The organism is Comamonas sp. E6, from assembly GCF_001010305.1.
GTDB lineage: Bacteria > Pseudomonadota > Gammaproteobacteria > Burkholderiales > Burkholderiaceae_C > Comamonas > Comamonas thiooxydans.
The window spans coordinates 382,796-398,382 of record NZ_BBXH01000007.1; the positions used below are offsets into that span (position 1 = coordinate 382,796).

Annotated in this window: 14 protein-coding genes; 7 read left to right on the plus strand and 7 right to left on the minus strand. The window is 61.6% G+C overall.

Annotation, left to right across the window (positions count from 1 at the left end; genetic code table 11):
* Positions 1-37: 37 nt before the first annotated feature.
* Positions 38-910: a DMT family transporter gene (locus CSE6_RS06025; RefSeq protein WP_080746055.1), complete on the minus strand. Its 873-nt coding sequence runs from the start codon at positions 908-910 to the stop codon at positions 38-40.
* 112 nt (positions 911-1,022) lie between these two features.
* Positions 1,023-1,718, minus strand: a complete 696-nt coding sequence (locus CSE6_RS06030) for an AraC family transcriptional regulator (protein WP_034389906.1) — start codon at positions 1,716-1,718, stop codon at positions 1,023-1,025.
* Positions 1,719-1,824: 106 nt separating this feature from the next.
* On the opposite strand from CSE6_RS06030, the gene CSE6_RS06035 reads away from it, so the two are divergent.
* The 3 genes from CSE6_RS06035 (at position 1,825) to CSE6_RS06045 (ending at position 5,277) form a co-directional block, all read left to right on the plus strand.
* On the plus strand, positions 1,825-3,183 hold the full coding sequence (locus tag CSE6_RS06035) for an MFS transporter (RefSeq protein WP_034351291.1): 1,359 nt from the start codon (positions 1,825-1,827) through the stop codon (positions 3,181-3,183).
* Positions 3,184-3,307: 124 nt separating this feature from the next.
* The gene (locus CSE6_RS06040) at positions 3,308-4,057 is read left to right on the plus strand and encodes a response regulator (RefSeq protein ID WP_034351293.1); all 750 of its coding nucleotides are present in this window, start codon (positions 3,308-3,310) and stop codon (positions 4,055-4,057) included.
* Positions 4,057-5,277, plus strand: coding sequence for an ATP-binding protein (locus CSE6_RS06045; protein WP_034351296.1), 1,221 nt, complete (start codon positions 4,057-4,059; stop codon positions 5,275-5,277). The genes CSE6_RS06040 and CSE6_RS06045 overlap by 1 nt, the downstream gene beginning before the upstream one ends.
* A 52-nt stretch (positions 5,278-5,329) precedes the next feature.
* On the opposite strand, the gene CSE6_RS06050 is transcribed toward CSE6_RS06045, so the two are convergent.
* Genes CSE6_RS06050 through CSE6_RS06060 form a run of 3 tightly spaced genes read right to left on the minus strand, consistent with a single transcriptional unit; the run spans position 5,330 to position 9,050 of the window.
* The gene (locus CSE6_RS06050; RefSeq protein ID WP_059440088.1) at positions 5,330-6,667 is read right to left on the minus strand and encodes a UDP-glucose/GDP-mannose dehydrogenase family protein; all 1,338 of its coding nucleotides are present in this window, start codon (positions 6,665-6,667) and stop codon (positions 5,330-5,332) included.
* The gene (locus CSE6_RS06055) at positions 6,664-7,674 is read right to left on the minus strand and encodes an NAD-dependent epimerase (protein WP_059440089.1); all 1,011 of its coding nucleotides are present in this window, start codon (positions 7,672-7,674) and stop codon (positions 6,664-6,666) included. Before CSE6_RS06055 ends, CSE6_RS06050 begins: the two co-directional genes overlap by 4 nt.
* Positions 7,671-9,050 (minus strand): glycosyltransferase family 39 protein, encoded by a 1,380-nt coding sequence (locus tag CSE6_RS06060; protein WP_059440090.1) that lies wholly within the window; start codon positions 9,048-9,050, stop codon positions 7,671-7,673. Before CSE6_RS06060 ends, CSE6_RS06055 begins: the two co-directional genes overlap by 4 nt.
* 265 nt (positions 9,051-9,315) lie before the next feature.
* Between CSE6_RS06060 and CSE6_RS06065 the strand changes: the two genes are divergently transcribed.
* Entirely contained in the window at positions 9,316-10,332 is a 1,017-nt protein-coding gene (locus tag CSE6_RS06065) for a glycosyltransferase family 2 protein (RefSeq protein ID WP_034351303.1), read from the plus strand.
* A 32-nt stretch (positions 10,333-10,364) separates the two neighbouring features.
* A complete protein-coding gene (locus CSE6_RS06070) occupies positions 10,365-11,264 on the plus strand; it encodes a lysylphosphatidylglycerol synthase transmembrane domain-containing protein (RefSeq protein WP_193751094.1) in 900 nt (299 codons plus the stop codon).
* Here the strand turns inward: CSE6_RS06070 and CSE6_RS06075 are convergent.
* The gene (locus CSE6_RS06075) at positions 11,255-12,553 is read right to left on the minus strand and encodes an O-antigen ligase (RefSeq protein WP_059440091.1); all 1,299 of its coding nucleotides are present in this window, start codon (positions 12,551-12,553) and stop codon (positions 11,255-11,257) included. The two genes, CSE6_RS06070 and CSE6_RS06075, sit on opposite strands and share 10 nt — an antisense overlap.
* 76 nt (positions 12,554-12,629) lie before the next feature.
* On the opposite strand from CSE6_RS06075, the gene CSE6_RS06080 reads away from it, so the two are divergent.
* Positions 12,630-13,394, plus strand: a complete 765-nt coding sequence (locus CSE6_RS06080) for a glycosyltransferase family 25 protein (protein WP_034351307.1) — start codon at positions 12,630-12,632, stop codon at positions 13,392-13,394.
* Here CSE6_RS06080 and CSE6_RS06085 read toward each other — a convergent pair.
* Complete coding sequence (locus tag CSE6_RS06085; RefSeq protein ID WP_059440092.1) at positions 13,384-14,517, minus strand: glycosyltransferase; 1,134 nt, start codon at positions 14,515-14,517, stop codon at positions 13,384-13,386. The genes CSE6_RS06080 and CSE6_RS06085 overlap by 11 nt on opposite strands.
* Before the next feature lie 62 nt (positions 14,518-14,579).
* On the opposite strand from CSE6_RS06085, the gene CSE6_RS06090 reads away from it, so the two are divergent.
* On the plus strand, positions 14,580-15,545 hold the full coding sequence (locus CSE6_RS06090) for a glycosyltransferase family 32 protein (protein ID WP_174447077.1): 966 nt from the start codon (positions 14,580-14,582) through the stop codon (positions 15,543-15,545).
* Positions 15,546-15,587: the final 42 nt, after the last annotated feature.

Sequence of the window (15,587 nt, forward strand, 5' to 3'; positions counted from 1 at the left end):
AAGCGCCAAGTCTATGCGAGCTGTAGTCTGCCTCGGGTCAGACGGTTTCTGCAGTCTTGCGCTCTGCCTGTACTACCAGCCACAGACCGCCGATCACGCCGAGCAGACCGATCACGGACCACCAGGCGGGGCGCTCGCCAACCACCAACAGCGACAGCGCAAAAGCGGTGATCGGCTCGGCCTTGCTCAGTGCCACGCCGGTCGCGGCAGACATGCCGCGCAGGCCCACGGAGAACAGCAGATAGGCAAAGCCCGTGGCGAACATGCCCAGATAGATCACCACTGCCCAGCCGCTGGCGCTGATCTGCAGCGGCCCGCCCAGCCAGGCCGAAACGGGCAGTGACAGCAGGGCCGCGCAGGCAAACACCCAGGCATTGACCGTGGCCACGCGCGATTGCAGCACCAGTGCCTGGTTGACCAGCGCGTAGGCGGCATAGGACAGACCGGCGAGCAGACACAGGGCCATGCCCGCCCATGGCAGATGCTGTCTGTCGGTGGCGGCCAGCGCCATGACAATGCCTCCGCCCACGCCGGTGCAGGTACCCAGCCACCATTGGAGACTGGGCATGCGCTTTTGCACCACGGCCTGCATCAGGCCGGCCCAGATGGGACCGCTGCCTATGGCCAGCGCCGTACCCAGGGCTACGCCGCTGGCCTTGACGCCGGCAAAGAAGCTGAGGTTGTAGATGGCCATGCAGAGGCCGCAGAACACGATGCGCGCCCAGCGCATGGGCTGGCGCGCATGGCCTCGGTCCAGCAGCAGCGCCAGCGCGCCAAAGAACAGCGCGGCCATGACCATGCGCAGGCCGCCCACCCAGTAGGGCGAGAGCTGTGCAGGCGCGAAATGCTGTGCCGTGCCCGTGGTGCCCCAGAGCATGGCGGCGGCCAGCACCAGGCCGACAGGGCCCAAGGCGCTGCGGGGTGATGGGGAAGAGATAGCGGAAGTGACAGACATGAGTGAGCCATCATGCGCGGGCCCGGGCCACCCATCTGTCGAGAAACGCTTGAAGTGAGGGGGCGGCTCAGCGGCGCTCACGCAACTGGCGCGATGTCAGGCCGCGCTCGCGCCGCAATGCATAGGCCAGGGCGCTGGCCGATGCGTAGCCGCAGCGCAGCGCGGTCGCTTCGAGTGCCGCCCCCTTTCTGAGCTGCAGCACGGCAGCGTCCAGACGCAGGCCGCGAAGCCAGTCCTGCGGCGTGCGATCCGTCAGCTCCACGAAACGGGCATGGAACTGGGCCACGCTCAGATGCACCAGGTCCGCCAGCCGGGCCGTGGGCCAGCTTTCATGCAAAGCCGCCTGCACTTGGCGCTGCAGCCACAGCAGATCCATGCCGCGACGTTGCAGCAAGGTGGGAGCCTGCAGCACCAGCGCCATCTGCGCGGCGGCTGACAGGCTTGATTGCGGAAAGCGCAACGCCGGGGGCACGGCAAAGCGGCGCAGCTTGTCCAGCCCCTGGATCATGGGCGCATCGATCACCAGCACCTGGGTTTGCGGTGCTGCCAGATAGCCGTGGCCGGTACCTGCGGGTATGACCATGCCGCAGGCGCTGTCCACAAAGCTGGGCCTGCCACCCACCTCCAGCTCCATGCGGCCCTGCAGCGCAAACAGAATCTGGGCATGGTCATGGGCATGGGCCTGATGCTCGCCGCTGTAGCTGCGCACCGATGCCTGTGCCTGGTCAAGCACGGGGTGCGGGGATGCGGTGTCACGGCTCATGGCTAATCTTGCTTGCTTACAGAAAGAGACGGTGATCCGGCCAATGGTAGCGCCCGGTGACTGGCGTGGGCAACCGATAATGCCCTCTGCCTCAGAGAACCAGACCATGACCGAGTCGTCCCAAACAAGTCGCAACCCCTCCTCCGCAGATGTCGTCATCAAGCCCAAGCGCAGCTGGAGCCAGGCCTTCAAGGTCTATGCCCAGCCCACCAGCCTGCGCATGCTGGCTTTGGGTTTTTCGGCCGGCCTGCCGCTGTTGCTGGTACTGGGTACCTTGAGCTTCTGGCTGCGCGAAGCCGATATCGATCGCACGACGATTGGCTTCCTGAGCTGGGTGGGTCTGGCCTATGCCTTCAAATGGGTGTGGTCTCCGCTGGTGGACCGCTTGCCCTTGCCTGCACTGACGCGCATGCTGGGGCGTCGCCGCAGTTGGCTGTTGTTTTCGCAGCTGCTGATCGTGGCGGGCCTGCTCGGCATGTCCTTCATGGACCCCAAGCAATCCCTGCAGCCGCTGGTGTTATGCGCGGTGCTGGTGGCTTTCGGCTCGGCTACGCAGGATATCGCGCTCGATGCCTATCGCATCGAGTCCGCCAAGGTCGACGATCAGGCGGCTCTGGCGGCCACCTACCAGACCGGCTATCGCCTGGCCATGATCTGGGCTGGCGCCGGCGTGCTGTGGGTGGCGGCCCAGGTTCAAGGTGATGTGCAGGGCTATATGGTGCAGGCCTGGCATGTGGCCTACACGGCCATGGCGGCGAGCATGCTGGTGGGCATGATCACGGTGCTGCTATCGCCCGAGCCTGAAGCTCGTCCCATGGCACCGGCACGCAATGCGGCCGAGTGGATCAAGGGCGCGCTGATCGCTCCGTTTGCCGACTTCATAGGCCGCTACCGCTGGCAGGCGTTGCTTCTGCTGGCGCTGATTGGTCTGTATCGCGTGAGCGACGTGGTCATGGGCATCATGGCCAATCCGTTCTATGTGGACATGGGCTATACCAAGGAAGAGGTGGCTGCCGTGACCAAGGTGTTCGGCGTCATCATGACGCTGCTGGGTGGCTTTGTGGGCGGCACCATGGCGGTGCGCTGGGGCGTGATGCGCGTGCTGATGCTGGGCGCCGTGCTGTCGGCATGCACCAATATTCTGTTTGCCTGGCTGGCTACGCGCGGCCACGATGTCTCGGCGCTGGTCTGGGTGGTCAGCGCCGACAATCTCGCCGGGGGAATCGCCTCGGCGGCCTTCATCGCCTATCTCTCGGGCCTGACCAACGTGCAGTACTCGGCCACGCAATATGCGCTGTTCAGTTCGATGATGCTGCTGGCCCCCAAGTGGCTGGCGGGTTTCTCGGGGGCGTTTGTCGATGCTTATGGTTACGAGGCGTTTTTCCACACCACGGCGTTGATGGGCTTCCCCGTGCTGCTGCTGATTTTCCTGGCATCCAGAGTAAAAATTGGCTCTGACGCTTGATGAACAAGCACTGACAGCTATTGTTTTTGAGCGACTCGGCGTTTACCCAACTTTACGCACCAGACAAGAGCAGGTCACCTGCGTGCTGCAGCATGGCGTCTTGAAGAAATACCGAGGCGCGAGCATGACTACACTGCCCCCTATGAGCACGCACCAACTTCTGATGATTGAGGACGACGTTCGCCTGGCGCAAATGGTGAGCGATTACCTGGGCAATAACGGCCTGGAAGTGACCCATATGGCTGACGGCAAAAGCGGCCTGGAACAGCTGCAGCCCGGCGATGGCGGCTCGGTCGAGCTGCCCGATCTGGTGATCCTGGACCTGATGCTGCCCGATATGGACGGTCTCGAAGTCTGCCGCCGCATACGTTCCATGCCTGGTGCCCCCGCACAGGTCCCGGTGCTGATGCTGACCGCCAAGGGTGATCCCATGGACCGCATCATCGGTCTGGAGCTGGGCGCCGACGACTATCTGCCCAAGCCTTTCGAGCCGCGCGAGCTGCTGGCCCGCATTCGCGCCATCCTGCGCCGTAAAGGCAGCGAGAGCCAGGCGGCCCCCGCCAATGCCGTCATGCGCTTCGGCAGCCTGGAAATCGATCGTGATGCCCGCACCGTGTCGGTGGGCGAGCAGCAGGCCGATCTCACTTCCTACCAGTTCGACCTGCTCGTGGCACTGGCCGAGCGCGCCGGTCGCGTTCTGACGCGCGACCAGATCATGGAAGCCGTGCGCGGCCGCGAACTGGAGGCCTTCGACCGCTCCATCGACGTGCACATGGGCCGCATCCGCGCCGCCATCGAGGCCGACCCCAAGGCTCCCAAGCGCATTCTCACGGTGCGCGGCGTGGGCTATGTCTTTGCCAAGCAGCAAGACTGATGAAGCTGCTGCACATCTTCTCCCAGCGCCTCTATCTGCGCATCTGGCTGGCCGTGGTGGTCGGCGTGGCCGTGCTCACGCTGTGTGTGGCCTGGGCCTGGAATATTGCTGAAGAGCAGCGCGCACAGAACAGCACCACGCCTCCCTCGCGCGAGATGGTGCTCAAGGGCCCTGAGGGCGAGGTGCTGGTGGAGGGACGTGGCAACCGCATCTCCGGCTCGCCCGTGGATGGCGTGCGTTTTGAAATTGCCGCCAGAGACGGGCAGGTCTATGAGCTATGGATGGCGCCACGCGAGTGGCGTGAGGGCCGCCCTCCCCCGCGTGACGGTGCCGTCGCCTTCTGGCTGCGGCCGCCATTCGGCTTTCTGTGGATGCTGGGCCTGGTCGGCGTGGCGGTGGTTGTGGGTGTGTTCCCCATCATTCGCCGTCTGCTCAAGCGTCTGGAAAACCTGCAGCGCGGCGTCAAGCGCTTTGGCGAGGGTGATCTGTCGGTGCGCGTGCCCGAGCATGGGCATGACGAGGTGGCGGATCTGGCGCACCAGTTCAACGCTGCTGCAGCGCGCATAGAGACCTTGATGACCTCTCACAAATCTCTGTTGGCCAATGCCTCGCATGAACTGCGCTCGCCGTTGACGCGCATCCGCATGGGCCTGGAGTTCATGGGTGACGACCCGGCCAGTGCACGCGCCAAGGCCGAGATTCAGCGCAATATTGGCGAGCTTGACCAACTGGTCGACGAGATCCTGCTGGCCAGCCGCCTGGATTCCAGCGAGGTCGATGTGGGCACGGTGGAGTCGGTCGATCTGATCGGTCTGGCGGCCGAGGAGTGCGCGCGCATCGATGCCGATCTGGAGATGCAGACCGATGGTCCGCTTGAGGTGCAGGGGATCGCGAAACTGCTGCGCCGTGCCGTGCGCAATCTGCTGGAGAATGCGCGCCGCTACAGCGAGGGCGAGATCACTCTGTCCCTGTCCAAACAGGATGGCATGGCGTTGATCCGTGTCGAGGATCACGGCCCCGGGGTTCCCAAGGCGCAGCGCGAGCGTATCTTCGAGAAGTTCTATCGCCTGCCCGGGGCCAGCGAGCGCTCCGGCGGCGTGGGCCTGGGCCTGTCGCTGGTGCGCTCGATTGCCGAGCGCCATGGCGGCACCGTGCACTGCGAGGCGCGCCAGGACGGCCGCAGCGGTGCGAGCTTTGTGATCTGCCTGCCGCTGTCCTGAGCCGCTGCCCGGAAAAAAGCCCCGCAGGTTTCTGCCTGCGGGGCTTTTTGTTTCAGCGCGGCTGCTGGGCGGGGCGGCCTATGGAGACATAGCCCAGGCCATGGCTGGCAGGCAGGGCAGGCTCGTAGAGGTTGCGGCCGTCAAAAATCATTCTGTCGTTCAGTGTTGTGGCCAGCAGGTCGAAGTCCGGCGCACGGAAGATCTGCCATTCGGTCACGATGGCCAGACTGTCTGCATCCTGCACGGCAGCCAGGGGGCTGTCCACCAGCTCCAGGTCGGCACGCTCGCCGTAGATGCGACGGGCTTCCTTCATGGCAACGGGATCGTAGGCTTTCACCTTGGCACCGGCGGCCCAGAGCGACTCCAGAAGATTGCGGCTGGGCGCTTCGCGCATATCGTCGGTATTGGGCTTGAAAGCCAGGCCCCAGACGGCGATGGTCTTGCCCTCAAGCTGGCCGCTGTAGAAGGCGCTGATGCGCTCGAACAGCACATTGCGCTGGGCATGGTTGCGGTCCTCTACGGCATTGAGCAGCAGAGGCTCGAACTTGACCTCCCTGGCTGTGTGGATCAGCGCCTTCACGTCCTTGGGAAAGCAGCTGCCGCCATAGCCCACGCCCGGGTAGATGAAGTGGTAGCCGATGCGCGGGTCACTGCCAATGCCGCGGCGCACGGCCTCCACGTTGGCACCCAGCTTTTCCGACAGGTTGGCAATCTCGTTCATGAAGCTGATCTTGGTCGCCAGCATGGCATTGGCCGCATATTTGGTCAGCTCGGCGCTTCGGACATCCATCATCACGATCTTGTCGCGATTGCGGTTGAAGGGAGCGTAGAGCTCGCGCAGCTTGGCTTCGGAAGCCGGGTTGCCGGTGCCTATGATGATGCGGTCCGGGCGCTGGCAATCGCCCACTGCCGCGCCTTCCTTGAGAAACTCGGGGTTCGACACCACATCGAAAGGGTGCTGCAGATTGCGCTGCGCAAGGCCTTCGGCAATCACGGCCGAGACCTTGTCCGCCGTGCCCACGGGCACAGTCGATTTGTTGATGACGATGCGCGGTCCGTCCATGTGCTGGGCGATGGTGCGGGCCACGGCCAGCACATATTGCAGGTCGGCGCTGCCGTCTTCGTCGGGCGGCGTGCCCACGGCCAGAAAGATCAGCTCGCTGTGCGCCACGCCTTCGGCGGCATTGGTGGTGAACTGCAAACGACCCAGTTGCTGGTTGTTGATGACGAGTGCATCGAGGCCTGGTTCATGGATGGGAATCTGGCCAGCCTTGAGTGCCGCGACTTTCTTCTCATCCACATCCACGCAAAGCACCTGGTGGCCGACATCGGCCAGCACGGCACCTTGCACAAGACCGACATAGCCGGTACCAAAGACAGTAACTTTCATACGCGATAAAAAGAGCGATACCAATCCACAAAATGCTGCACGCCCGTGGCCACGGGCATGGCTGGCGAGAAGCCGACCCAGGCTTGCAGGGCACGTGTGTCGGCCGAGGTGCTGTGCATGTCGCCGGGCTGTATGGGGAGCATTTGCTTGCGGGCGGTAATTTGCAGGGCGCCCTCCAGTGCCGCGATGTAGTCCATCAGCACGGTGGGCGAGTTGTTGCCGATATTGAAGATGCGATAGGGCGCGGTGCTGGTGCCGGGATTGGGATTCCGGCTGTCATAGCCGGCATCGGGCGTGGCGGGCTTGTCCAGCACGCGCATGATGCCTTCGACGATATCGTCGATATAGGTGAAGTCGCGCACCAGCTTGCCTTCGCCATAGACATCGATGCTCTCGCCGGCCAGCATGGCCTTGGTGAACTTGAACAAGGCCATGTCGGGGCGGCCCCAGGGGCCGTACACCGTGAAGAAGCGAAGGCCTGTGGTGGGAATGCCGTACAGGTGCGCATAGCTATGGGCCATCAGCTCATTGGCCTTCTTGGTGGCCGCGTAGTAGCTGATGGGGTGGTCCACCGCGTCGCTTTCGGCAAACGGCATCCTGGTGTTGCCGCCATAGACGCTGGAGCTACTGGCATAGACCAGATGCTCGACCTGGTGCTTGCGGCAGCCTTGCAGGACATTGCCAAAGCCCAGCAGATTCGAGTCGGTGTAGTCGTCGGGCTGATCGATGGAGTAGCGTACACCGGCTTGTGCGGCCAGGTGCAGAACTTTGCTGGGGGCTGCCTCGGCAAACAGGTCGGCCATGCCTTGCCGATCCGCCAGATCGAGTTCCACAAAGCGGAAGTGGGCGTGTGGGCGCAACTCGGCGAGGCGGGCATGCTTGAGCGCCACATCGTAGTAGTTGTTGAGGTTGTCGATGCCAACCACGGCCACACCTTGCTCAAGCAGTCGCTTGGCGCAATGCATGCCGATAAAGCCGGCACAGCCGGTGATCAGGACAGGATTCATGGGGCAATCCAGAGATATTGGTATTGCGCAGGTGTTGCGCTGGCAGGCATTTTCTCGAAAGGGATGCTCAGTGTCTGCAGCGCGGTTTTTGCCTGGGTGGTGAAGATGCCGTCCCACCAGCCCGCGACGGGCTTGTCGGCGCGTGTGATCAGCAGCAGGCCGCCTGCGGTATCGGCGCCGGCCTGAGACAGGCACTGCCTCAGCTGGGCGCCATCGGAGCAGCCCAGGGCATAGGTTTGCGGGAACTGCGAATGCAGCATGGCCGCCATCATATGGTCCGAGCCGACGATGACGCCCTTGCCGTCATAACCGGCCTGGCGCAGTTCCTGGGCCAGCGTCTTGACCGGATGGTTGAGCTCGTCGGGATCGTGCTTGCGGCCGCCCTGCCAGGGGCGCAGCGTGGCCATGATCAGAAAGATCAGGGCAAAGACGATGACGAAGACGGTGAACATGCGGCCCACGCCCTGTTCCAGCAGTGCCGGGCGCCAGACATACAGGGCCAAGGGTACAACAGCCGTCAGAGGCAGCATCCAGCGCTGCTTGAAGTCCGTGACATCAGCTGCCAGCACCATGCCCAGCAGGCAGACGGCAATGATGAGCAGGTAGTTGCGCAGCAAAGGCCTGGCCCATTCCTGGCTGGGCAAAGACGCGTCGGTGCCGGGCTTCCAGAGTCTGGAGCGATAGCTGAGTACGGCGGCAATCAGCCATAGGCCCAGGGTGGAAAGCAGGGCCTTGAGCAGATTGCCCAGACCTTTCAGATGCGAAGCCTCGGTGGAGATGGACATCTTCTGTACGGTCTCGGTGGTTGCCATGCCCCAGTGCGAGGCCAGCCAGAAGGCATGGGGCGCAAACACCAGCAAGCCCACCAGCGGAGCCAGCCACCAGCCCCTGGCGAAGATGGCCGAGCGGACCTGCGTCACCGTCATGGAGGCCACGAACAAGGCGCCAATGAGCATGGCATAGCTGTATTTGGACAGCATGCCCAGACCGCAGAAGAGGCCGATCCAGACAAAATTGACGGCTTGCGGCTTTTGAACCTGGCGCAGCACGGCCCACCACAAGCCCATGGTCATGGCTGTCACCATCACCGTATGAGTCTGGTCGCGCAGCGAGTCCCAGCCGAAGGGCGGCATCAGCAGCAGACCTGCGGCAACCCACCAGGCACCTTTTTGATTGAGCAACTGCCGGCCAGCCAGCCATGCCAGGCAATAGGCCAGGGCAATCAGCAGATGTTTGAGCAATGCCAGAGCCAGCACCGAAGGGCCGAGAAGCTGACAGACCGCCCATTGCATCCAGGTATACAGAGGCGGCTGCGGGCCATAACCCAGCTGCAATTGCTGGGCCCAGAGAATCTGTTCGGATTCATCCCATTTCATGCCTGCTGAAATGCTGATACGGGAAACGATATGGGCACAAACTAAAAGAGCCAGCCATATCCATGGCTTGGCATAAAGGGTCTGCTGCCAGTCTGGGCGAATAGAAGTCGAGGAGTTTGATGCCATAGGATTTGGCGGGCGCACATGTTTTGATAGTGCGCACTTACGATTGCGCTTGGCTTTGCAGGCCAAACAATGGGCCTGGCGCAAATGGCACCTAGGGTATTCAGTTAGTATAGGTGACTGTTATCCAAAATCATTGAGCATGACGTCCGTGCACGATTCCAATCCCGAAGTTTCCATCGTTGTTCCTGTTTATAACGAGTTCGATAATCTGCCCGATCTGGTGGCCCGCATTGACGAGGCCATGCGCACCCAGTCACTGAGCTACGAACTGATTGCGGTGGACGATGGGTCGACGGATGGCAGTGCCAGACGTCTGCGCGAGCTGGCCGAACAGCATCCCTGGGTGCGTGCCGTCTGTCTGGTGCGCAACTACGGTCAGTCCAGTGCCTTGCAGGCCGGTTTTGACCGGGTGCGCGGCCGGTATGTGGTCACGCTGGATGCCGACCTGCAAAATGAACCCGGCGATATTCCGCTGTTGCTGGAACGTCTGGAAAATGACCCCGATGTGGACATGATCTCGGGCTGGCGCAAGAACCGCCAGGACAAGGCCCTGTCGCGCCGCCTGCCCTCGGTGCTGGCCAACCGCCTGATTTCCAAATTTACCAATGTGCAGCTGCATGACTATGGCTGTGCATTGAAGGCCTATCGCCGCGAAATCATTGACCGCATTCGCCTCTATGGCGAGATGCACCGCTTCATTCCCTCACTGGCGCGTGATGCCGGTGCGCGTATCACGGAGATTCCGGTGCGTCACCATGCACGCACGCGCGGTGTTTCCAAATACGGCATAGATCGCACCTTCCGGGTGATTCTGGATCTGATCTTCATTGTCTTTTTCATGCGCTTTCGCCAGCGTCCGCTGCATGCCTTTGGCGGCATGGGACTGTGGATGGCAACGCCTGGCGTGCTGATCCTGCTGTGGCTGCTGGCACAGAAGATCATGGGCGAATCGATTGGCGGCCGACCCCTCTTGATGGCGGGAGTCATGCTGGTGCTGATGGGCATGCAGTTCATCGCAGCGGGCCTGATCGGCGAGCTGCTGACGCGTATCTATTACGAGTCGGGCAGCGGCCTTCAGTACCACGCCAAGGATTACAGCGCAGCCAGGCACAAGCCCGAAGAAAAAACAGCGAAAACCGAGACTACGGTCCTGTGAGCAAGGCGCGTAAGGCGGTTGTCCGAGCCCTGATGGGCATCGCTTTGCTGGCCGCCGTTGTCTATCTAGCCAACCCTGTGCAACTGTGGGGCCGGCTGCAGCAGGCCAGCCCCTGGTGGTTGCTGGGGGGCTTGGGGATTTCCATTGCCTCGAACGCTGTGTCGGCATGGCGCTGGCGTGCCATGGCGCGGTGGCTCGGGGCCGAGATGTCGGTGACCTCTGGCATACGCTGGTACTTTCAGGCCATTGGCCTGAATGTGTTGCTGCCTGGCGCTGTTGTGGGCGGTGATGTCTATCGTGCGATTGCGCTGCAGAAGACCGGGCAGGCCAAGGCGGCAAGCAATCTTTCGGTGATTCTGGATCGCGTCAGCGGTCTGTGGATGTTGTGCGCGATCGGTGGCCTGGGGGCGGTGGCCTGTGCTTCCACACTGGCCCCCTGGATACACATGAACACCACGGTTTTCATCGCTCTGCTGCTTGTCGTCATCATGCTGTGGTTGCTGCTGCCTTGGGCTGCTCTGCAGGGCCTGCGCAGCAACTGGCTCAAGTTGCCTGGTGCATGGATGGAGCCTGTGCGCTTGGCGGCAAGCAGCCCGAACTTCCTGCTGCAACTGTGGGTGCAAGCCGCATCCTCGGCATTGGTGCAATTGCTGTCTGCTGGTGCGCTGGCCTGTGGCGCCATGGCTCTGGGCCTGCATTTGCCGCTGGCCGTATGGGCCTTTGTCATCGCCCCCGTGTTTTTGATGGCTGCACTGCCTGTCAGTGTGGGCGGCTGGGGCACCCGTGAAGCTGCTGCTGTGGCAGCCCTGGCTCCCTTCGGAGTCCCTGCGGTACTAGCGGTTGGGGTTGGGCTCTTGTATGGTGTCTTTGCCCTGGGCCAGGGGGCTCTGGGAGCTCTGGCCCTGGGTTTGCCGGGCAGGTCTCAGGACTGAGTTTTGGTGACTGCAGACTGGGTTTCCATTCTGCAAATACCGCCCCAGAGCACGGCGAGGCTGAAAATATAGAACATGTTTCCGCTGTTGTGCGCGAAGAACACCTGGGTCCAGCCAAAGCCGAAGTAGGCCAGCGGCAGCAGCGTGGCGGCCGCGCGCAGAGCCAGCAGCTTGGAGCGCTGCGCCGCATCGGCATGCGCCAGACGGCGCTGCGTGGGCCAGAAAATGGCTGCAGGCACGGCATAGAACGCCAGCAGCAGGATCAGACCCGGCAGCCCGCGCTTGACCCACATGTCCAGGATTTCATTGTGCGCATGCCCATATTCCATGACCGAAGGGTGGGCCAGGCCTTGATCGACCATTTGCTGCTTGGCTGCAGAATAGCCGGCCAGTCCCCAGCCGCTGAAGGGGCGCTGTTCGATCAGATGTATGGCAAGCCGCCATTGCTCCAGACGCTGACCGACAGAGGTCACTGCATATTTCTGCGGGTCTTGCAGATACTGTGAAACTTCCCGAGCAGCTTCGCTGCTTCGTTGTTCCAGCTTCTGGTAGGCCGGCACTGCCACGATCAGCCCGAGCAGCAGCATGGCTGCCGCCGTCATGCTGGCCAGACGCTTGTAGCCATTGAGCCATGCCATCAGCCAGATGGCCGCAATCAGCAGCGGTATCACGACCCAGGAGCCGCGGGAGTCGGAAAGAAAGGACGCATAAATACCGCATGCAGCCATTAGCCCCAGAGCTGCTGTTTGAGACTTGCTCCAGCGGCCCAGCAAAGCCAGGGACAAGGTGGCAAAACCCATATACATGGCGATGCCACCATACTGGATGGCATTGGTAAAGCCGGAGACACGTAGCATCTTGAGCACGCCGGCCTGATACGCAGCAATCGCCAGAGCACCCACACTCCCCAGAGCCAGGCCCCAGACAATGGCCGTGAGCCGGATACCTGTTTTGCTCAGATACCAGAGGCAGAGAGCGGCCAGCGCGTATTTCGCGCCATAACCCCAGCCCGCCGCCGAGAACCAGTGGTCGAAGGACAGGCTCCAGAGCAGGCCCAGCACCAGCAGAAGCCCCGCCAGCACGAAAGTCTCGCGCCTGGCAAGGCCTTGGGGGCGGGCCGCGATACAACCGGCGAGAGTCAAAAGAGCCAGGGCCGTGGATCCGTAAGAGTAGCCAGAGGGGACGCAAAGACTCAACGCAAAGAATGCAAAGCAGGCGGCATCCAGGGCATGCGCAAGAGCAGTCGCCCGCTTGCCGGTTCGAGGTGTGACTTGTGTAGGCACATTCATAGTTGTCAATCAGGTTCTCCTGCGAGGCAGTTGGCTTCAACCTACACTGCAGGTCTTGTATTCGGTGCAGAAGTGTATGTCGTCATTACCCATTGTCTTTATCAATCTGTCCAAGGATGCAAAGCGCCGCGAGCGGATGACAGCCCAGTTCTCGCAAATGGGGTTGACAGCATCGCGCTTGCCTGCAGTGTGGTGGGCGGATCTGTCCGAGGCCGAGCAAAAACGTTACTTCTGTGCGCCGCAAAGCCATGGCCGCTACTTCAAACCCCTGAGCAACGGAGAGAAGGGCTGTTACGCCAGTCATCTGAGGTCATGGCAGCAACTCATGGATAGCGACGCTCCTGCCATGGTTGTCTTCGAGGATGATGTGCGGCTTCTGCCAGATTTGCCCCAGGCGCTGGCCGCGATTGAAGCACTGCCCGCCGATGGCAGCTGGGACATGATCAAGCTCTACGGGCGCGAGCCGGAAAAGATCGCGGATCAAGGTCCGTTGGTTCAGGGATCTTTGCAACTGATCTCCTATCAGCGGGTGCCCAGCTTTGCTGCCGGTTATGTCATCAGTCGATCCGGTGCCCGCAAGATGCTGGAGGCACGTGTTCCCTTCGATAGACCAGTCGATGTGGATATTCGCTTCTGGTTTGAGAACGACCTGCGTGTGTACGGGGTCTACCCCTCGGTCATTTCTCTGGATGACACCAGCGAGATCAGCAGCATCTGGGCCCAAAAAGAAGCACCGGCGAATCGTTTGCAAAAAATGCGCAAATTCAAGATGAAGCTGGCTTTGAGCTGGGGGAACTTTCGGGCTTCAAAGCCTCTTGTAACGGCAGTTCTCAAGCGCTGACCGGCAGCAGTCTTTGATAGTGGCACCACATCTGTTCTCGTCCGTAGTGGCTTAGTGCGTGGACACGCGCCGCTGTGCCCAGGCTCTGGGCCAGCGCTGGATTCTGGAGCAGTCTTTGCAATGCGTCTGCCATGGAGTCGGGGTCTGACTCCCGCACCCGCAGGCCGTTCACCTCGGGGGTGACGACTTCCCGGGCTCCGATGACATCGGACACCACACAGGCACAGCCTGCGGCCATGCCTTCCACCAGCGCCAGAGGCATGCCTTCCCAGTGCGTAGCCAGAACAAAGATCTGAGTTCTGGACAGTCGCTGGGGCAGGTCCGAGACATTGCCCAGGAAGCGAACCTGCTGCTCAAGTCCCAGCTCAGCAACCAGCCGCTCGGCTCTGGCCCTGAGCGAACTCTTGCCTGCGCCGGCCAGATAGAGTGTGGGCGTCAGGCCGCGTTGCCTGAGCGCGGCCAGAGCCCTGATCAGCGTGTCGTGATCTTTCTGGCGCGCAAAGCGCGACGCCATGTAAATGGCCGGCTCGCGTTCCTGCCAGAGCTGGGGCATGGCGTCTTGAGCAAAGCGTGTCAGGTCGATGCCGTTGCAGATGGCAATGCATTTTTCGGCCGGGAAGCCTCGTTCGACCAGACTGGTTCTGACGCCTTCAGAGACGCCGATATGGGCCTGGGTGAACGGCTCCAGCGCCAGGGCCTGGCGCAGACGACGCGGCGTGTAGCGCTCACGCGAGTTGTGCTCCACATGAAAGATATGCGCCACACCCTCGGCTGCAGCAGCGCGCCTGCCCCAGATATGGTCGCTGAAACCATGGGCGAACATCGCATCGGGCTTGAAGTCTCGAATGACTTTGCGCAACTCCCAGACGGTGAGTGCATGCAGCCAGTTGGACACCACCTTGACCTGCAGGCCTTGCTGGCGCAGGGCATCGATCTTGCGCTCATCCGTGCTGGGCTTGCGGCGCAGCACCAGCAGAACTTCATAGCCTGGCGTGTGTAGTGCGGCCAGACTCAGGTCTACCGCGACCTGGGTGGCGCCGGAAAATCCTCCGGTCACGAAGTGCAGGATTCGGATCGGCGTTGTAGCGTCAGTTTTTGGCTCAGGGAAAGAGTGTGAGTTCATTGTTCTGATGGACAATCTGCACAGATCATTTGCGTCTATTGTTTCTTTTTGTTCTCCGCACCATGACCCGGATTCCTGCCCAATTATTCAAAAGCGCATTGAAGCTGGTTCAGCCCCGGACGCTGAAATCCTCAGCAAGCTATTGCGACGCAATACCGGTCATTGTCGAAGGCAAGGTAGCTGCTCCCGCACCGCAATTAGCGGCGTCGCCGGGCGCTGCGATTCCCAAGAAATTGTGGACCTACTGGAACCATGCTCAGCCCGACTCGTTTGTGCGCGAATGCATCCAGAGCTGGCGTTTGCAGTGTCCGGATTATGAAGTATGCCTTGTGCATCCTGGCAACCTGGCACAGTACGTGGCACAAGAAGCTTTGCCTGCCCGGTTCCATGAGCTGCATCCCACCAAACAATCTGACTGGCTGCGCCTGTACCTCGTGGCCCTGCATGGAGGCTTCTGGCTGGATGCCAGCACCCTGCTGACGCGCTCGTTGGGCTGGATGCAGGCAGCCGTCGACTCCAGGACTGAGTTTGTGGGTTTCTATCTTGAGAAATTCACCACCCAGGTGCAGAGGCCTGTGATCGAAAGCTGGGCATTTGGCGCTTTGGCGGGCTCCGATTTCATCGTCGCCTGGCAGCGGGAATTTCACCAAGCCTTGATTGTCGAGGGAACCGAGGCCTATCTGCAGCGGCTCCAGGCACAGCCCGATTGGGTCGATATCCGGCAGAACATTGGCGATCCTCATTACCTGCTGATCCATGTCACGGCACAGCAGGTGCTGCGCCAAAGACAGTATTCACGCATGGCATTGTTCAAGGCCGAGGACTCGGCTTATTACTATCACCATGCCTTGCGCTGGAAATGGTATTTGCTGTATCCCCAGTTGTGTCGGGTTCAGGGGCCGAAGATCAGTGCTCCCATCGTCAAGCTCAGAGGCGGAGAGAGGCGGCATTTCACGGAAATGTTCAAAGCCCATGGCGGGGCAGTGCCAGGCAGCACCTGGCATCGGGCTCTCAATCCCGAGGCATAAAAAAGAGGCTCCTATCGGGAGCCTCTTTCATGAACGGTGGTT